The organism is Shewanella sp. S1-49-MNA-CIBAN-0167 (assembly GCF_040310145.1).
Lineage (GTDB): Bacteria > Pseudomonadota > Gammaproteobacteria > Enterobacterales > Shewanellaceae > Shewanella > Shewanella psychromarinicola.
This window is the reverse complement of record NZ_JBEOPO010000036.1, coordinates 1-17,717: the sequence shown is the minus strand read 5'-3', so window position 1 is coordinate 17,717 and position 17,717 is coordinate 1. Positions and strand designations below refer to the sequence as shown.

Here is a 17,717-nt window from a genome sequence, read left to right as displayed (position 1 = left end):
TGGGATCCTTTTAAGTCGTGATAGTTAATAGATCAGCAAAATACTGCGCTAGTGGGCGTTTGAATATTATTGCTGAAAATGGTGTGTGCAATATGATGTTAAGACTGGTGTCACCAACTGGTATAACGTTATGCAACACTGTGTCTTGCTTGCGAGCAAAGTGGCTTTTGATCAATTCAAGCTTATGACTGTTAAGGCTTTTTCGATTTTGCACTAAAGTCAATTTTGCATTGAATGATTTGAGAAACCCTTGATGACATAAGCTCTGAAATGCTTTAAGTGTTCGTTGGTTGCAGGGGCAATTAAATACAATATCTAGCTTGCCTGGCTCATCCGGTCTTGCTAAGTGTTCACTTATGAACGCTTCAGCAATCGTTGCTCCGCCTAAGTGCTTCATCGCGGTACATTGCTTTTTATCCAACACTAACCCTTGGTGTTGCCCCAACAGCATCCACGCTTGGCTCAGGGACCTCATTGTAAGCTCTCCAGTTGTTAACTTGCGCATTGCTTGACCATTTATAAGATGAAATACTTGCCCGTTGTGCCATTGTCTTGGTGCGTTAGCAGTCCAAATTTTTAACCATTCATTGTCATCCCATTGCTGTTTAAGCATGGATGCTGGCTGTTTTGGGACGATTCTTTTTAGCAGTTGCGCTTCGCTATAGTAGGGGCGGTAACATTTTTTAGCTTGTTCAGGCAATGAGGCGTATTGAGGACTAAGTTCAGCAAGCACCCTGGATATATCATTTGAACCGGTTGGCATATCTAAAATGAAGCGTAATTCATCACGACTGTAGTGACATTTGTGTGGCTTAAATAGTGGAATGATCCGCTCAAGTCCATGTAAATAATGACGCCGTGTGGTTGCATAGTGGGCATGGCCAAATTGGGCGCTAATCACATCAAAAAGCAAGCAGTCGTTTATCTCGCTAAAATCACGCCCCTCTAGCCAAAAACTAAAGCGTGCTAAGCAGTTCTGTTTAGTCAGCATTGTTTGCATCGCTCTATCATCGAGCAAACAGGCCAAATGGTTATCTTCTCGTTCATAGGCTAAATGCAATCCTTGCAGATAGGTGAGTTCAATACCTGAGTGACGTAAATGATGGAAGCGTACCTGTTGGCCAAACAACCCTTTAAGCACTTGTGTTACCGGGTATAAATAATGGCTTGCGCGTGACGCAATGGATTCACCACATAATGCCAATAGCGGTTGTGCGTGATCACTCTCTGCATGGATTTTAATGACAATACGTACAAGTTTGGCTGCCACTTCAGGCATGACAATATACACATGGCGAGTTTGTCGATTTTTAGTTCGGCCTTCAGCAGTTTTTGTGATGGTGAGCTGAAAATGGTTATTCTGATTGAAGGCTTGACGAATATCCCCCACACGAAGGCGTAATACCTCGCCACGACGTAACGCACCATAGAAGCCAAATAAGGCTGCGACACTGGCAAACAGTCGTTGCAGAGCGTGGCCATTTGATGAAGATAGTAAGTGCTCGATAACTAGGTGTAACTGAGCAACACTCAGCCGAAAGGGATCAACTCGAGCAGGTAAACTAGGCTTTTCAAATTGACTCAAATCAAGGTGATCGGTCAATGGCTGTTGGGACACACTGCGTAAAAACTGGTAGAAATGCCAGGCCTGAGAGTCTTTGTCATTAAGGGTTTCAAATGCTTGCTGCGCCCATAGTGCTAATTTATCGGGCTCGCAAGCCGCTTGATACGTTAACGGAGCAAGGTTTTTGTAAAAGTTGCTGTAGCGGTCGACTGTGTCTGCTGGTAGGTTGTCACGTTTAACTCCGCCCTCAATAAATAACGACTCGCAGAAATGAAACAGAAGCTTAGGCAAGATGTTATCTTGAGTCCAACTGGGCACTAATGGGATTACTGCGGATGCGTTTTTTTTACGGCGGTAAGATTTGATTAATTCTTTGTGTGGCCAATGAGGCTTCCCCGACTTTGAATGAATGGCATCTTGGTTTTCTTGTCGCTGAAATACGATAGGTTGGTAGAGTGATTTTTTGATTGCGAGTGGCAACGTTGGGCTGAAATGTTGAGGTAACGTCGCAACATGGCGTAGAGGATCTGAAATATCGCGCAACAGTTCGGCAGGTACTTGATAATGATGGTGCCACAATGACTGAAACGTTCGTTGCCACTTCGCTTCTGAGCGCGGAGCAAGATAATAAGGCTGCGCAGATAATGCACTATTTAATGCTTTTAAAAGGGCACTTTTTGTTGGTTCCTGAGTTTGCTGTAGCATATATTGTTGTAATAGCCGATAAGCAAACAGTGGCAGTGGTAACCGGGTAAAACTAGGCTGAGTGTTGTTAGCAAATGCCGCGATAGGCGTTGGGTGTGGCACCTTTAGGGTATATTGACCTTCAAAAAATGTGATTGGATCAGTACTACAGAGCACCGCTTGCCAGTAATTTAATGGCAGGGGCGCTACTTCTATGTAGAGCACGACCAGTAACCAAGCTAATTCACTCTGAGATCTACTTTTGGGGGCGGCGAGAAAGCGCTGGCGTTGCTGAGAGTAGCCTCGTAGTACTCTGCCAGCATCGTCGTTGAAGATTTGTATTTCACGCATCCACTCGAGTGCACGATCTTGACACCGCGCCTCTTCTTTTAGAGGCAGCACCCAATCACAGACTTCATAAAGAAATTGTAAGACTTGAGCTTTTGCTCGTTTGAGCCGACGTTGTCGCCCAGTTGGAATGTCGCTTATGGCATTATTTATTTGCTTGAGACTGACTTCATTGAGTTGACGTTGGCTGGCGTGTTGCTCAATCTGTAGACATACCCAATCGATATCGCTGCGTTTTTCTATCACTAGCCCCAAGTCATCATAGTAGCGCTGTAATGTACTGTAATTGAACATATCTCGACTCCTCCATGATTGGCGCTAGCTGTAAAAAATCACTGATGCCGTTAAGGTGTTTTTTGAGTTTTCTTTGTGATGCGGGGAAATGCATATCACTGCCAAGGTGCTCACCGAAGGAGGAGTGTCCCATTAGTTGATCAACATCTTGAGTGGATAAAACTGGATCGAGTGCCGCTCTCGCATGCTGAGCAAAAAAATGGCGAAGTTGGTAAGGCACCACACGATCGTTTTGGAAACATTGAGACCAATTCAGCATCATAAAGTGACGCAGTGTTCTTGCTGTGAGCGGCAACTGCTCACCCATTTCATTGATCTCAAACCACACCATTGGTGAGGGGGTAAACTTTGGGAAAAATTGATTAAGTTGCTGTTTGAGCAACTCAAATCGCTGGATTGCTTGCTGCAGATAATCTGGGAGCATAATACTGCGCCAGCGTCCCTTGTCGCTAACAATAGCGTATTGAAAGTTAAAGCAGTAAGCCTGTTCAAGCGTAATCGCATGCGTCGGGCGAGCACCTGTTAATACGATGAACAGTAATGCAAGTTCGTTTGCGCGAAAATTGACTAACTCGCGTAAGGCGCTCGTGGTGTACTGCGGGTGTGTTATCTGTCGCCCTTGCTGATGTAAATAACGGAAAAAATGCCTTACTTTATCCACCTCCAACATCCGCTGTGAACCAATAGCAAGTGCTGGCATTTTGACATAGGTTTTGGTTGCTTCAGTGAGATCGAGGTGAAACTCTGCAATGCGGCCTGCAACGAGTAAATGCTCGGGTAGCGGATCATTTTTATGTAGCAGCGAACGCTCATTGGCGGTAATAGGAAGCGGTATATTGAGCATCGGTTCGAGCTTCGGATCCATCAGTACTTGACGAAGTCTATCGAGATATCGAGTTTGTGCGTGAAAGATCTCGTAACGTAGCTGATCGCTGTCTTGGGATTGATAGGCACTGGCAGAATGATGATGCAATCCTGCTTCACCGAGCAATGTTCGTTTACTGAGTGTCGATAGGCTACTATCAAGATTGGCTAACGTTTTGAAGTAACCAAAAAGTCCATCACGGCGCATGCGGTATCGGCCTGATAATGAGGGTGGGGTTCGCCATTTTGTCGTTACCCAATCAATAAAAGCCTCTTTTTCATGAACGGATAGATCCCAATGCTCGATAGACTGGGTTAAGGCATGGCTAAAGTAAGCATTGAGCCCGTTCGGTAACGGCTGCCACTGCCATTTAATGCCATGTTGTGTGTCGTGTGCCAATGCATACTCGACCCATGAAATATTATTCATACGCACTCGCCGTAGTGCATTGGCTCTGCATGGTTCACTGCCAGTGAGAATGTCTATCGTGGGGATATCGTCAATAGTTTTGCAGTCCACAAGTTCGCCAGTGAGCCAAAGATAGACAAAATAAAACAAATGTCGATCGTAAGGGCTGATCTTTTTGTTAACGCTAGGGTGTCTTTGCGATTTTAATCGATGCAGAGCGGTAAGTAATGTTAACGCTACGCTCATCGACTCAGGGAAGACGCCACCGCTATTTCGTTGACGTGCTTTACGTTTGATAGCACTTAGTTTACTCATGCTTTGCCTTTGCTCTTATCGTCATTGCGGGCTAGCTTCTTGTTGTCTAACCGTATTGCAGATGGCGATACCCCTGCAAATAGTGCTAAGCGGCTTTTCTTTGGCAGAGTATTGGCTGATATCGAATGGGTTGACTTAGCATTATTGAGTCTAGAAGCCAGCGTTTTTAGGTGTGAAGATTGATAGCTGTTTTGCAATGCTGGAAGGGTGAACATTAATGTCGTGATTGTTTGCTCGATGTTATCTGCTGAATGTTGGTATTCACATAAGCTCACTTTTTGTGATTGAGCACAGGGATGTTGTCTCAGTAGAGCAAACAATGGTTCGGGCGTTAAAAGTAGAAAATGCTCATGAGTTACAGATATGACATACAGAGTTATTGTTTTCAGCAAGATATGTATTTCATGCTCATGAAGATGGTCAATCACGCCGGCGGGGGACGGCACCGTTATCTCCTCGCGGAGTAAACTTGCGACCAAAGGATGGTACTCAAGGGTAAAACTGTTAATTAAGCGCTGTTTTGTTTTCATATTTATCATATTTTTATTCTTCATGCGCATATAGATGACGCTTACCGAAATTAATTTTTCACGTCTCTTATTTACTGTCTATTTGTACAGTAATTATTGGTAATTACAATAGATATACTATTTATATTTATTAATAAATCCTTTACTATTCATGATATTACACAACAAAAATGTTGTTTTTTATTGTGTAATAAACGATTTAGGTGATTTTGATTCATATTTTGGCGAAAGATAAATTGATTGGGATGATGAATTTAAATTGATGTGGATGCACTTATAGATTGTCATTGAGCTTGTCGTGGAGAGTCAATTGATAGTATCCCCCGAACCAATTATTGGCATCTCTGAATGAAATGGCATTACACCTTGTTGATTTTAAAAGTCTAATACAACGAAAATTACCTGATCACATTGTGGAAAAAGCGGTTCCATCATAGTATTTTTTAACATTAGCAATCGTGGATTGCACCGTGCAAAAGCACAAATTTTTCAATACGAATAATTGATTACGGTATTTCTAGTCGAGGCATGATTATTCGCAAGATCCGCTAGAGCTGCGTTAAAGTCGATTTGACGACAAACAACAATTCACTGCACAACATAAAATCAAGGTCTCGACCTTTTTTGTTTTTGTTTGTCGATCTTGTGCACCAGTTTGCTTGGGAGTCTTTGACAGGCCTATGGTAATTGCAGACTATTAATTAGTTTCTTACTTAGGCTGTTGTTGAATAATGTTAACTTCTTGACCTTTTAAATACTGTGGATGATATGGCTGATATGGCTGATATGGCTGATATGGATGATATGGTTGATCGGTAAGCAATGGAATGGACACAACCTCACCCATTCGTCCCATATGCTGACAATAGAGTAAACTAGCAGCAGGAGTCTTTTTTATAACCAGTGAGGTTTTTATGAAAAACACGATAAGAGTCGGTGTCGATTTAGCCAAGAACGTTTTCCACATTCATGCTGTTAATGAAAGTGAAGATATTATCTGGCAAGGAAAATATAATCGTACTAACTGGATGAAGGCCATTGTTAAGCGTGTACCGACAACGGCAGTCATTGGCATGGAAGCTGTGGCTCTGCAAATTATTGGGCTCGAGAGCTTCATCTATTTATCCTCTAAAGCTTGCGATATAAAGCTTTGCCCCATTGTCCCAATTACCCACAGTAAGTGAGCAAATGGTGGGTAGGCTAGTTTCTCCTGATTGGCTTTTTTGGCATACGGCTGCGTTTACCATCGAAAAAGGCCAATACTCTGAACTAATAAAGTGATTCTTCATAACTCAGGCTACACGTTGGGCGTGCAAGCGCGATTAGCCTCTGTTTGCGTCCTAGGCTGACAATCACGAAGAACGTGAGCTTTAGCGTAAGCCCAGGGGCGAGTACCACAAATATCATCATGCAATATCGGGTAATTGCATAGCCTAAGCCATGTGGCTGTTCGAGTAAGGCAATGCCAATACACCAACCAAGGCCTGCCAGAATGGCTATTGGAAAGGTAATAGGTGCGAGTCGCATCATAAATTGCATGTTATATCCTTCCTAATTGGATCCGCAGCAGTGTTGGCTACGTTCGTTGGTAATCCCCCCTAAAAAAACCTATTCCACTAATTGGACTGAGTAAATCGTAAAAACACGATCCCACTAAGTGGACGTCTCTATACTTCAATATAAGGTATTTCAACTGCTTGAGCTTTTAAATACTCGGTTCTTGTAAGTATGTTGTCACTCAGTTGCTGAAAATACTTTATATCATTAGCAGAAAAATGAGATTGAGTTTTCAGACTTTCAATCAACGATTCAGTAGATAGTTGTTTTATCACTTTATTTGCCAATTCAGTCAATAACCTAGATAACAGTTTCTTATCGATACCACATGTTTCTGCGAAATCAGCCAGTTGATACGCGTGAATATCATTGGGGTCAAACTCATCTCCCATAGCCATCGCCAACATGTGTTTAAATTGAGGGAACAAAGCGATATTGACGAGATCATAAGCTGGAGTGAATCGTGCGTTATTTCTATCAAAGAATAGTGAAACGTTCTTGCCGTGACTGTCGTAGTTGCTGATCATTAAATTAAACAGTTGCCAGTTTATAAGCCATTGCTTACTTTCAATTGGCGAAGACATATGTTCAGTGAATTCAAATAGCTTTACTAAGCTAGCTCCATCTCGAATATGTTGAACATCTCTTCCGTCACCCAAGTTTCGCTCATATTTGTAGTCTCTTGGTAAATTCAATGCTTGGCAGCCATCGATAACATGACGTCTCATTACTTTGTTGGAGTTGGCAACATATTTGCGGTCAAATCGTTTTACGATGAGCGATGGGTGCGGTCCAAAATGTCTATACTCAACATCAGCAGTTGGCAATCCAACTGCACTAGAGAGCTTCATACAAAAGAATTCGTTCAAGACGAGATTAGGACAGTTTCTCTTTTCAAATTTTAAAATATGGGTAGAACAGAGTGAGCCATCACCAAAGCCAATAGTGCCTTTCTCATCAATAAAAACATTTAATTTATCTTGAACTCCGGCCACGCTGAGACGTGGCTTATCGTCCCATATGAGTAGGCCAAATTCTTCTTTATTGTCGAGTCTTGTAATTAACTCTTCTTCTTCAAGTATTCTAAAAGACGGCTGGTTGTGTTCTTCTTCTAATGACGGTAAAAATGTCACAGCGCCTGCTAAGTCATTTCCAATGGCACGGACTTGTGAATAAACATTTTTCTCTGAAATACCCAGATTTTCAGCCAATAGCTTTCTTGCTTCACCTTCAGGCAAGGCATTATCTAGAAAGTTGTAAGCGACTTCTGGTGAGTGTTGATTATCCAGTGATAAATGGGGTGAGATAGCAAAACCTTCGTTTTGCCACTGCGGTGAATAACTAAGTTTTAATAAGTTGGTAGTGTTATCTAAAGATAAATTTCCAATCACTTGATCAGCGTATTTGATGCCTAGCCTGTATGTGTAAGCTTTTGTCATATCTAAACCCAGTCATCGTGAGGTGATGATATCTTTTCTAAAGGGGTTAATTCTTTAGAGGTTAGCTTAATACCTAATCCGTTTAAAATAGAAAATACCGCTGATAAAGTGCAGTTTGAATTTCCGTTTTCAATACGTGATAAAGTATTAATACCAATTTCGCATAGCGCGGCACAGTCTGCTAATTTTAGGCCGAGTTCCGTTCTTTTTGCTTTGATGAGTTGGCCCAGAACTTCTGCATTATCTATGAATGCAGAGCTAGGCATTTTCGAAGCTGTTACTTTCTTAGCCATCAATCGAACCTTACTAAAAATTAATCACCGATTTCAGTGATTATAGACCGATTCCAGTAACTTTTAAATATATTCACCGATAAAGGTGATTATATTACTCTCGTGAAATGTATCATTAATAAATAACCGATAGTGGTGATTATTTGACTAGTTAACAAACAATCATCACAGCGGCAATCTATTTCAATGTTGATTTTTGTTGAGTTGCTTTAATATGTCTCTCATCTCAATTATACGCTGGGGCGAGTACGCTCCTGTTCTAATCACTGCAAATTCAGCGAGTGTTAATTCGAAAAGATTTGGATTATGCTCAATAATGTAACAACTACCGCTATGTGTTATTACCTCCAATTTTTCTCCTTTAATTTGTTTAGTCACTATTTTGGATGTCACTATTTGTTGGGACTCGCCAAATGACTTGTATTTCGATTTTTAAAATTGAAGGGAACTGACGTTTAATAAAGGTTCTAGAAGGTTTGGAGTTACCGTCATGACCCTGTTTGATAGTTACATGACGGTAAGTGAAGGCTTGTAACCCTTTGTAAAGGTTAGTAATTTCTGCTCTATACTCTGATTCTGAATGTGGTGCGAGTTTTAATTGTATTTTTAATTCAGTATGTTACTTGTGCCTTTGTTTGTGTAAAATACATTTAGTCACCACTTTAGTACCACTTTGATTGGTCTGTAAGCTGATATTCTTATGGGCAAACTCCCCCTTGGTATTTCATTTTTTTCATTCATATTTTTTGGTCAGTCTCTTTTATGGCAACACGCGTTAGTATGTCATCACATATTTAACGGCTGTAGCGTGTAAATAGTATTTTAACGGTTATAGCGTGTAAAACTCGATTTACCTGCTATAGCGTGTAAAGTGTTATTGGAACTGTTTATATAGGTAAAGTGATTATGAAGGTGACGAACTCAAAGCAGCTTAGCGCGTATCTTAAAGATGCGCGGCTAAATATGAAGCTATCGCAAAGTAAGGCGGCTAGTAAGGTCGGCATTCGTCAGGATACGGTTTCTAGCTTTGAGCAGAACCCTGACTCTACTAAAATAGAAACACTGTTTAAGATATTATCGGCATTAAACCTTGAGCTAGATATTAACGTTAGAAATCCAGAGTTAGGGTGTGAGCTTGTAGATGATAACGCTATACCGACTGAGCAAGAATGGAAGGAGGAGTGGTAATGGCTATCCTTGATGTTTATATGAATGGTTACCTAGTCGGAGAGTTAACTAAATCGACCACAGGCTCCCATCTGTTTAAGTATGAACAGCAATGGTTAGATACCTCCAGTAGTCGTCCCATCTCTTTGTCTATGCCACTGCGTAAGCAAGCGTATAAAGGTGATGAGGTTTACAATTTCTTCGATAATCTACTCCCAGATAATATAGAGGTGAGAAACAGAATTGTTGCTCGCCACAATGCTAAATCGACCCAAGCGTTCGATTTATTGGCTAAAGTCGGCCAAGACAGTGTCGGTGCATTGCAACTTGTACCACATGATCAACAGCCGTTTGATATCAAAAAGATTGAGTCTAAACCCTTATCAGATAAAGAATTGGAAAGAGTGTTAAAGGGTTATCAGTCGGATATTCCATTAGGCATGTTAACCGATGAAGATGACTTTCGAATATCGATTGCAGGTGCCCAAGAAAAAACCGCCTTACTTAATCTAGATGGACAGTGGCGGCTTCCTATTAAAGCAACCCCGACAACACACATCATTAAGCTGCCCATAGGTTCGATACCGAGTCATTCACATACTCTTGATATGTCTGACAGCGTTGAAAACGAATACTTATGTATGATGATTGTGAGGGAGTTTGGCTTAGATGTACCGCAATGCTCGGTCATTGAGGTGGGTGATGTTAAGGCGCTTGCTGTGGAACGCTTTGACCGTAGGCTCTCATCTGATGGTAAATGGATTATGCGTTTGCCCCAAGAGGACTTTTGCCAAGCATTAAATATTCCGCTAGCGAGAAAATATGAAAGCCACGGCGGCCCCGATATTGAGCAGATTATGTCATCTCTATTAGGCTCCACCAATTCAGAGCAAGATCGAGTTAACTTCATGAAGTCTCAGGTGTTGTTTTGGCTATTAGCGGCAACCGACGGTCACGCTAAAAATTTCTCACTTTTTATTGAGGCGGGTGGCGGATATCGACTAACCTCTTTTTACGATATTTTATCTTTGTATCCTGTGCTCGGCGGTAAAGGGGTAAATATTTGCGATGCAAAGCTGGCTATGGGCCTCAAAGCGACAAGAGGTAAGAAGTACCAAATAGCACAGATCTTCCCAAGGCACTTTATTCAAACCGCAAAAGCCGTAGGTTTTGATCCTGCAACTATGGCGGACATCATGAATGAGATAGCCAATTCAGTTGACTCAGTCATCACTAAAGTTAACTCTCAGTTACCTCAAGATTTTCCAGTGCATATAAGAGATACGATTATTGATGGCTTAAAGGATAGATCTAGACGACTACTTAACTAGCAATTGGCTTCTTGTTGGTCTCGCTTAAATAACACTCATACATACTCATACATAATAGGTGCTTCATTTGCCTGCCTAATAAACCCCACCAGAGTGCTTATCAGAGCACAAAACAGCTCCCATCTGACTTACGCTTAAGCCATCCACGTGAGATGCCTCATCCTACAGCCTCAGATAATGGCGTCTCAATGGCTGATGTTTTGGCGGTTTTTAGTCTCACCGGTGTATGAGTGATGGTAAAAAGTTGATTTAAATCAGTGAATTAGTTTTTGGTTGGTCTCTCGGTAAAATAGGCCCAACCTATTCGCGCAAAGTAGTTTTAAATCAATCGTTTAGTTGTTTTTGTTGAATGTGGTTGGCGGTTTAATCGCCTATCCACTCAAAGAAAGTAAGCCACAATGTAATATCTCTGATGTCGATTTCAATGCGATTTCTGTTATGGCTTAAATCGATCTGAGGTGACTTAACGTCTGAATATTGGTTTCGTGTAAATCAGCGAGTTTACTTTGATAAGTATTTTAATACGATAGGCATTAAAAATCACCCTTTAGTAAACTTACGCAACAAACTTATAATGGTTATTTGCAACCCAATGTTGAGTAAACTAAGCCGATCGAATGTCTGTCTGCGTTAAAGGTTAGTCGGAGTAAAAAATTCAGTGAGTTTACTTTGGATGAATTATCGCATTTAGCGGCCAAAGCCATGTTGCCAGAAAAGCTGGTGCTGGATCCCTTTAAACGAAAAAACCCACAACAGAAGTCGTAGGCTTAATCTTTATCTTTATCTTATTATGTCTTTGGTGGGCTGCCGAAGCAGGAATATCCAAAGCGCTCAGAGTCATATTAGTACAAAACTGACGGTATCGACAATATTAATCGATCTTAGGACTTTCAATGCCACATGAAGCAATAGAGCAAACGTTATCGATAAGTCGCTTTGCAACATATAGAAACGCTGTTTGTACTTCACCAGGGAGAAAATATCAACCAAAACAGAAGATTAAAGTAGAAGTGGTAAACATTCCAGCCTATACGAAAGAACCACAACCGCTTCAAATAAACTATGATTTTTTGCCTGATGCAAACAGTGCAATGCATAAATGACTAAAACGTTAGTTGCCTTATCAATATCACATGTCCAATTAGCTGTACAACTTAAACGTATAAGGCTATACTTGTGCAATTAAATGTACATGTGGAGGTTCATATGAAGATCGTATCTTTTACTGAAGCTAGAAACAGTCTCAAAGCCGTTTTAGACGGTGTCGTTAATGATGCTGACACAACCGTAATAACTCGCCGTGACTCGGAAGATGCAGTGGTTATGTCTCTAGACTATTACAATAGTCTTATGGAGACAGTTCATTTACTTCGCTCGCCTGAAAATGCCGAGCATTTAAATCGTTCCATAGCGCAGTATCGTGCTGGTAAAACAACAGCACGAGAGTTAATTGATGAGTAGTCGCATGCGTTTACTTTCCTGGACTGACGATGCTTGGAATGACTATTTGTACTGGCAAACTCAAGACAAGAAAACACTAAAGCGAATTAATAAGCTGATCAATGATGTTAAACGTTCGCCATTTGAGGGCATAGGTAAACCAGAGCCACTAAAGGAAAACTTATCTGGCTTTTGGTCGCGTCGTATTGATGACACAAATAGGCTTGTTTATGCTGTTGATGATCACGCTATCACGCTAATTTCGTGTCGTTACCACTACTAAAATTAGCTTCATCGCTAAGCAACTAAATAACGTTGATAGCGGTAGGTTTTATCGTCATGATAAAATCGACCTTTTTTGACAGAGTCTTACTCTATACTAAAGCGAGTTTAGTGGATGGTAGCATTATCGTTAAAAAGCAGCGTGATCTAACATTTCTTATCTATTAAACCTTTATGTATCAGGTTAAATACAAGAAAGAAGCGGTTATGACAGTTAGTTCGCAGAGGAAACCCTGTTCTGGTTATGGAATACAAGAGGACCAATGTAAAAATACCAGAAAACCATAATTCTGTGGGGAGCGGCCTTTCCTGAAGCTTACCCGACGCTTTATTGCCCGTAATCATTAATCAAATGGTACGCCCCAACCTAGTGTTAAACTCCAGTTTGTCTGGTTAATAAAGAAGAGGTGAGTATCAGTGCCATTGCAGTTTATGCTTAATGACAGTGTGTATCCGCTAAACCTCACCTGTGATGTGGTTTAATTGATACGACTGATCGGCGGGAGTCGCTGGACGATGAAGCAAGCTGCACGAGAATTTAACAAATAGAAATCAAATTGACAACAAATCGTTTGGGTGAACGATTAGTATCAGTTATATTATTCGCCAAACAGGGAGTCTTAAATTGTATTCCACGAAGGTGTGGCCACTCTGTATTTAATCGGTGTTATTCCTATTTTTATAAACTTAACATGAACTTTTTGATGGGGCTTTCCCTTTCACTGTTCAGCTCGATCATATTAAGGAAGAGATATGAGAACGACAAAATGGATGCTAACTTCGTCATTCACCTCAATACTATTATTAGGATGTGGTGGAGGCAGCGGCGATGATGCAGGAACCACCAACTCGGGTGAACCATCAAACAATCCAATCAATACACAACTTACGCTCAATACCGTTGTGACGAATAAATGTAATGTACAATCGCCCAAAGCGGGTGTAGAAGTTCTTTTTCATAATGCACAAGGCGACGTGATTGCAGAGCATGTAACAGACTCAAATGGTCTGTTAACTACTGCATGGCCGAGTGATGCTAAACATATCACTACGGTTGCGCTGAATTATTTTACCCGCAATTATGGTTTTAGAACGTTGAGTATTGATACCATTATGGATACGAAAGGGGGAGATTTAGGTGTCATTCATTTCACTAATTTGAGCTATGCACCTGATTGTGGTTGCAAGGATGTCACATTTTTTGTTCAAAATTTGATTGAGTCCTCCCCTGATAGCAAACTTAATATCAACGGTGGACAGGGATATTTAACACCCTATACGGCAGATTACTTTCTTGAATGGTGTGATGTGCAAGGGCCCATAGATATTCAGTTAGTGGCAGCTGATCATCAATCGAGTCAAGCTGGACAGATTGACTTAACCAATCTGGATGAATACACCTTAAGTCTCAATGATTTTACTCATGAAGGAGTCATGGTTAACGATCCGATAAATAGCAGTGAAGATGATATACATGCTTATTCTTCAGGTGGCTGGGATAGCTATAACTACGCCAATGAGCCCATCTTTATTTATCCGACTATTGGAGGACATTATTACGTGTCATCTAATATAACTAAACAAATTAATGTTTACGACACTGTGGGTTATTCTGCCAATTCGGCCATTCGTAAGCTGGATCAGCAAGGTAATGCTTCAAGCGAAATGGTATTGGATGTTAATAACGCGTTTTCTAAAGAGGCATATTCATTATATGAAACAATACGCAGCCAACAAGCCCCTTATCAATATGATTTTTCTAATGCCAGTGATGACATTGCTTTTGGTCAAATAGTCCTCGGTGGGAGAAACGGTGATGGTGGTGTAGTGTGGCGGTTGCATGGTGGGATCAGGGGAACCATACCTAACTTCAGTTTCACCCCCTCGCTGGACGCGAGTATTAACGTATTAGGTGATCGGTATATCCAATTTTTGGCGACAAGTTATGGTGATAAAAAAACGTTGGATGAATGGCGAAGGTTAGCGGTTGAACAAAGTCGAATGGCTGATCCTGATCTCAGTCCGTTATCAAAAGGAAGTGATGTAATGAATTTAGGCTTCTATGACGTTGAATATACTTATTAACGTCATAGTGCCTAAGCATTAAACCATTTATTGTAGTGTGTGCATAATCATTGAGCGCTATGCGAGGGATTGATGTCACAGTGAGTAATGGCCTCACTCCGTCCAACTGGGTTTTGATGTCCACTCGGCCTGACGTTAAGTCGCAGCAAAAATCTATTGCCGTGACTGAACGTCAGCCTTTTTCTGCGAAGCCACATGGCTTTCAGTCATCGATAAATGGGCTTACCAGAGTATAAAACAGATCCCATCTGACTTACGCTGAGGCCATCCACGTGAATGTCTCATCCAACAACCTCAGAAAAATGTGTCTCAATGGCTGATGTTTGAGTGGTTTTCAGTCTCACTGGTGTATGAGTACGGATAAAAAGCAAATAAAGTCAAATGGTAGAGGATGGTTGGGATATCGGTAAAATAGGCTCGAAATATTTTGTTAAGCTATTGATTTTAAGGTTTTTTGTTATTTCCCTTTTGGGGTAAGACGTTCTATTACGACGAGAGCTGCGCGGGCTGTTGCTTTGGCTCGGGAGACTCCTCACCTCTAGCGTTTTCAAGATCGATAAAGACGATTGATTGAGCATGTTCCATGTTAGCCTCAACACAACGAGCAGTGGCTATTTGCTTTTTACTGCCCACAAATGCACTTATTTAACGGGCTAAACGGTGTTCATTTGCGATTGTTTGACAGAATCTAGGTGACTTAAGGCGCTCTGTAGTCACAAACTGGTTTTAATTTTTTGAGTCGAAATCGTGTCAATAAATGATGTAATAGCTATTTAATGTGCTAATATTGTTTCAATAAATTGGTTTTACACTCATTATTGAACCGAAATGGATACATAATGTCTAAAGCAATTACGATTCAAATTAACTACGCTTTTGAGTGGCATGATGTTGCGACTATCGAGTTTGCTGAACACCTTGAGCCAAGCTTTTGTCGGCTGGACTATGAAATAGATCATGTGTTTGGACACTATAATGATTTTGCAGAAACAGCAGCCAGCGTTACTTTGCCAAACGACAGCATGCCCTATCGAAATCATAAAAACTGGTTTCGTTTTTTAGATGACATTATTCCCTCAGGCTCAAGTCGTAAATACTGGCTACGAACACTGCGCTTGCTCGATGAAGATAAGTTTACCAGGAATTTTATCTTGTTATCTCAAGGTACTATCGCACCGATAGGCAATATCAGGGTGAAGGAGTCGGTACCTAAAACGATGATTAACCCAATACCGGTAACGTTTAGCGTTGACGATGTTTGTAGGCTTGAAGTCGACTTTATCGAATACGCACAGGCCAATGGAGCCGCTGCTGGCGGTGCGTCTGGTGCAGGTGGTGCTGCGCCTAAATTACTTCTTCGTTGTGATCCAGATGACAGAGTGTGGATCGATACCTTTCAGGATAATCCAAGCAATCTAGACACCCGATACTTAGTCAAATTTCCAAGAGGAAGCGCAAGTATCGACCACGATATTTTAAGGGCTGAGTTTCACTTCTATCACGAACTTAAAGCACTTGGTTTCGATACTATACCCACTGATGAAATGCGCTTGATAGAGAGCGAGCGAGGTCCATCACTTTGGTTGCCGAGGTTTGATGTTGCAACAATAGGCAATAAACAGCAACTGCTTGGTATGGAGTCAGTTTACTCTGTGTTAGATATTGCTCCTGCTACTATGATGGAGCATGGCGAGGTGATCCGCGCTTTAATAGAAGTGTTTACTTTAAAAAACGATAACAGTGAAACAACAACGTTTCTCGATGCAGAGAATGGAATCGCAGCGTTTGTTATCGAGTGGGTTCGCAGGGACTTGCTTAATATTGCTTTTGGTAATTCCGATAATCACGGTCGTAATACGTCATTCATCAAGCAGAACAACTGTGTGTCCCTGGCGCCTATTTATGACTTTGCCCCCATGAAAGCCGATCCAGAAGTGATATCAAGGACTTTTGTATGGGGAGGAGGACTTGAATTAGGTGGACAATATGATTTTGTTAACATCGCCGATAGTCTTGCTGATCTTATTGAACCAAAAGCGCTTTTAGATGCATTGGCTCAGACAGCAATAGAATTACTTGATCTCAAGCAAAGGCTTGGAAACCGAGGTGTTCCCCAATCTATTCTCTCTTCCCCAAGTATGGGGTATGAACATTTAGAGAAGAAATTCAAAACTTGGAAATTACTATGACAGAAAAGGCCAAAATGCTAGCCCAAGATAATCGTCATGGCCGACTACCACTTGCTGCAAAGCGTCAAAAATTGCCGAGCTCTGTCAAAGATGAGCTTATGAAAAGTATTTGCATTGAGCTTATGACCAGTCAGATCACGACGGGTAAGGCTTTACAGAGATTGCGTACTGAAATGCTGTTCGCTAATCAAGAGCAATATGCCAAAATGGTTGGCATAACAAGGAAGGCATTATCTGAGATTGAAGGAGATAAATCGAAAGCTAGCGCTTTAGTGTTAGGCAAAGCACTTAGGGGGGTTGGGTTGGAGTTATTAGTCTTACCCAGAGATAAGTTTTTACAGGGTGAAATCATCGGTTATAAAAAGCGCAACTGACAGTTCTGGCGCAAAAGTATATCGAAATGATGATTTGTAGGAGTCCGGTGTAGAAGATGATTATGATATTCGTAAAGCGATAAGAGAGTTAGACAGCGCTGAAACTGAAGTAAAAAAAGCGCTGAGAGAAATCGAATAAATAAAATATTTAAACCCAACCCCCTTTAATGAGCTTTTTTCTGACGAACGTTTCCTATATCCCTAATCCCAAGGCCGCTAATAATGCGGCCTTGCTGCTTTATCGGTTGCCATTTAGATAAATAAAGCCCAGTATAAACGCAAGTTAATAACTATATTTGCGTTTATGAATGTTAGACCACTGGTTAATGGTGAACTGTATGATCCACTGATTAGCCGAAACTTTGGCCGAACAACTGAGCTAAAACATAGAAATAAATTACTCTTGCTAATGGCTGCTATTCTAGGCTTGAGAGAGCTTGAACTAACTCTGGTAACTGTAAGTGTCTTTATTGCACCCGGTGTTTTTCAAGGTAGTTGGCACTCTTTACTTAAATTTTAAGCTGCATTTCTTGTTTCTGTTTCAGACTTCTT

The 17,717-nt window shown here is 41.2% G+C and carries 16 protein-coding genes and 1 pseudogene; 10 read left to right on the top strand and 7 right to left on the bottom strand.

Going from position 1 to position 17,717, the window contains the following annotated elements; all coding sequences use genetic code 11:
• Positions 1-10: 10 nt before the first annotated feature.
• Genes AAEZ00_RS16005 through AAEZ00_RS15995 form a run of 3 tightly spaced genes read right to left on the bottom strand, consistent with a single transcriptional unit; the run spans position 11 to position 5,008 of the window.
• Complete coding sequence (locus AAEZ00_RS16005) at positions 11-2,890, bottom strand: site-specific integrase (protein ID WP_351089063.1); 2,880 nt, start codon at positions 2,888-2,890, stop codon at positions 11-13.
• On the bottom strand, positions 2,856-4,478 hold the full coding sequence (locus AAEZ00_RS16000) for a site-specific integrase (protein WP_351089061.1): 1,623 nt from the start codon (positions 4,476-4,478) through the stop codon (positions 2,856-2,858). Before AAEZ00_RS16000 ends, AAEZ00_RS16005 begins: the two co-directional genes overlap by 35 nt.
• Positions 4,475-5,008 carry a hypothetical protein gene (locus tag AAEZ00_RS15995; RefSeq protein WP_192115886.1) on the bottom strand — a complete coding sequence of 178 codons (534 nt, stop codon included), beginning with the start codon at positions 5,006-5,008 and terminating at the stop codon, positions 4,475-4,477. The genes AAEZ00_RS16000 and AAEZ00_RS15995 overlap by 4 nt, the downstream gene beginning before the upstream one ends.
• 914 nt (positions 5,009-5,922) lie before the next feature.
• On the opposite strand from AAEZ00_RS15995, the gene AAEZ00_RS15990 reads away from it, so the two are divergent.
• On the top strand, positions 5,923-6,192 hold the full coding sequence (locus AAEZ00_RS15990; RefSeq protein WP_351089059.1) for a hypothetical protein: 270 nt from the start codon (positions 5,923-5,925) through the stop codon (positions 6,190-6,192).
• A gap of 85 nt (positions 6,193-6,277) precedes the next feature.
• Here the strand turns inward: AAEZ00_RS15990 and AAEZ00_RS15985 are convergent, their stop codons facing one another.
• From AAEZ00_RS15985 to AAEZ00_RS15975, 3 genes are all read right to left on the bottom strand, one after another.
• On the bottom strand, positions 6,278-6,547 hold the full coding sequence (locus AAEZ00_RS15985; RefSeq protein WP_351089057.1) for a hypothetical protein: 270 nt from the start codon (positions 6,545-6,547) through the stop codon (positions 6,278-6,280).
• Between the two features lie 128 nt (positions 6,548-6,675).
• On the bottom strand, positions 6,676-8,004 hold the full coding sequence (locus tag AAEZ00_RS15980; protein ID WP_351089055.1) for a HipA domain-containing protein: 1,329 nt from the start codon (positions 8,002-8,004) through the stop codon (positions 6,676-6,678).
• A 2-nt stretch (positions 8,005-8,006) separates the two neighbouring features.
• On the bottom strand, positions 8,007-8,297 hold the full coding sequence (locus AAEZ00_RS15975) for a helix-turn-helix domain-containing protein (protein WP_351089053.1): 291 nt from the start codon (positions 8,295-8,297) through the stop codon (positions 8,007-8,009).
• Between the two features lie 906 nt (positions 8,298-9,203).
• Between AAEZ00_RS15975 and AAEZ00_RS15970 the strand changes: the two genes are divergently transcribed.
• The 7 genes and pseudogenes from AAEZ00_RS15970 (at position 9,204) to AAEZ00_RS15940 (ending at position 14,602) form a co-directional block, all read left to right on the top strand.
• Entirely contained in the window at positions 9,204-9,485 is a 282-nt protein-coding gene (locus tag AAEZ00_RS15970; protein ID WP_351078835.1) for a helix-turn-helix domain-containing protein, read from the top strand.
• Entirely contained in the window at positions 9,485-10,795 is a 1,311-nt protein-coding gene (locus AAEZ00_RS15965) for a type II toxin-antitoxin system HipA family toxin (RefSeq protein WP_351089051.1), read from the top strand. The genes AAEZ00_RS15970 and AAEZ00_RS15965 overlap by 1 nt, the downstream gene beginning before the upstream one ends.
• A gap of 339 nt (positions 10,796-11,134) precedes the next feature.
• Positions 11,135-11,242 (top strand): annotated as a pseudogene (locus tag AAEZ00_RS15960) (IS982 family transposase); the annotation flags it as partial.
• 446 nt (positions 11,243-11,688) lie between these two features.
• Complete coding sequence (locus AAEZ00_RS15955; protein ID WP_351078829.1) at positions 11,689-11,898, top strand: hypothetical protein; 210 nt, start codon at positions 11,689-11,691, stop codon at positions 11,896-11,898.
• Positions 11,899-12,001: 103 nt separating this feature from the next.
• Positions 12,002-12,256 (top strand): type II toxin-antitoxin system Phd/YefM family antitoxin, encoded by a 255-nt coding sequence (locus AAEZ00_RS15950; protein ID WP_124013263.1) that lies wholly within the window; start codon positions 12,002-12,004, stop codon positions 12,254-12,256.
• Positions 12,249-12,518 carry a Txe/YoeB family addiction module toxin gene (locus AAEZ00_RS15945; protein ID WP_124013264.1) on the top strand — a complete coding sequence of 90 codons (270 nt, stop codon included), beginning with the start codon at positions 12,249-12,251 and terminating at the stop codon, positions 12,516-12,518. The genes AAEZ00_RS15950 and AAEZ00_RS15945 overlap by 8 nt, the downstream gene beginning before the upstream one ends.
• Positions 12,519-13,270: 752 nt before the next feature.
• Positions 13,271-14,602 (top strand): hypothetical protein, encoded by a 1,332-nt coding sequence (locus AAEZ00_RS15940; protein WP_351089049.1) that lies wholly within the window; start codon positions 13,271-13,273, stop codon positions 14,600-14,602.
• Positions 14,603-15,088: 486 nt separating this feature from the next.
• Here AAEZ00_RS15940 and AAEZ00_RS15935 read toward each other — a convergent pair whose 3' ends face one another.
• Complete coding sequence (locus AAEZ00_RS15935) at positions 15,089-15,235, bottom strand: hypothetical protein (protein ID WP_192115893.1); 147 nt, start codon at positions 15,233-15,235, stop codon at positions 15,089-15,091.
• Positions 15,236-15,441: 206 nt separating this feature from the next.
• Here AAEZ00_RS15935 and AAEZ00_RS15930 point away from each other — a divergent pair, with 206 nt between their 5' ends.
• Together AAEZ00_RS15930 and AAEZ00_RS15925 are read left to right on the top strand one after the other, a co-directional pair.
• Positions 15,442-16,791: a type II toxin-antitoxin system HipA family toxin gene (locus AAEZ00_RS15930; protein WP_351089047.1), complete on the top strand. Its 1,350-nt coding sequence runs from the start codon at positions 15,442-15,444 to the stop codon at positions 16,789-16,791.
• Positions 16,788-17,165, top strand: a complete 378-nt coding sequence (locus AAEZ00_RS15925; RefSeq protein ID WP_124013267.1) for a helix-turn-helix domain-containing protein — start codon at positions 16,788-16,790, stop codon at positions 17,163-17,165. Before AAEZ00_RS15930 ends, AAEZ00_RS15925 begins: the two co-directional genes overlap by 4 nt.
• Positions 17,166-17,717 lie beyond the last annotated feature (552 nt).

What these genes read in the sequence shown, in the direction of transcription:
- AAEZ00_RS15950 (WP_124013263.1), top strand. Translation starts at nt 12,002, where the DNA reads ATGAAGATCGTATCTTTTACTGAAGCTAGAAACAGTCTCAAAGCCGTT.
- AAEZ00_RS15990 (WP_351089059.1), top strand. Translation starts at nt 5,923, where the DNA reads ATGAAAAACACGATAAGAGTCGGTGTCGATTTAGCCAAGAACGTTTTC.
- AAEZ00_RS16005 (WP_351089063.1), bottom strand. Translation starts at nt 2,890, where the DNA reads ATGTTCAATTACAGTACATTACAGCGCTACTATGATGACTTGGGGCTA.
- AAEZ00_RS15970 (WP_351078835.1), top strand. Translation starts at nt 9,204, where the DNA reads ATGAAGGTGACGAACTCAAAGCAGCTTAGCGCGTATCTTAAAGATGCG.
- AAEZ00_RS15980 (WP_351089055.1), bottom strand. Translation starts at nt 8,004, where the DNA reads ATGACAAAAGCTTACACATACAGGCTAGGCATCAAATACGCTGATCAA.
- AAEZ00_RS15985 (WP_351089057.1), bottom strand. Translation starts at nt 6,547, where the DNA reads ATGCAATTTATGATGCGACTCGCACCTATTACCTTTCCAATAGCCATT.
- AAEZ00_RS16000 (WP_351089061.1), bottom strand. Translation starts at nt 4,478, where the DNA reads ATGAGTAAACTAAGTGCTATCAAACGTAAAGCACGTCAACGAAATAGC.
- AAEZ00_RS15945 (WP_124013264.1), top strand. Translation starts at nt 12,249, where the DNA reads ATGAGTAGTCGCATGCGTTTACTTTCCTGGACTGACGATGCTTGGAAT.
- AAEZ00_RS15955 (WP_351078829.1), top strand. Translation starts at nt 11,689, where the DNA reads ATGCCACATGAAGCAATAGAGCAAACGTTATCGATAAGTCGCTTTGCA.
- AAEZ00_RS15930 (WP_351089047.1), top strand. Translation starts at nt 15,442, where the DNA reads ATGTCTAAAGCAATTACGATTCAAATTAACTACGCTTTTGAGTGGCAT.
- AAEZ00_RS15965 (WP_351089051.1), top strand. Translation starts at nt 9,485, where the DNA reads ATGGCTATCCTTGATGTTTATATGAATGGTTACCTAGTCGGAGAGTTA.
- AAEZ00_RS15925 (WP_124013267.1), top strand. Translation starts at nt 16,788, where the DNA reads ATGACAGAAAAGGCCAAAATGCTAGCCCAAGATAATCGTCATGGCCGA.
- AAEZ00_RS15940 (WP_351089049.1), top strand. Translation starts at nt 13,271, where the DNA reads ATGAGAACGACAAAATGGATGCTAACTTCGTCATTCACCTCAATACTA.
- AAEZ00_RS15995 (WP_192115886.1), bottom strand. Translation starts at nt 5,008, where the DNA reads ATGAAAACAAAACAGCGCTTAATTAACAGTTTTACCCTTGAGTACCAT.
- AAEZ00_RS15975 (WP_351089053.1), bottom strand. Translation starts at nt 8,297, where the DNA reads ATGGCTAAGAAAGTAACAGCTTCGAAAATGCCTAGCTCTGCATTCATA.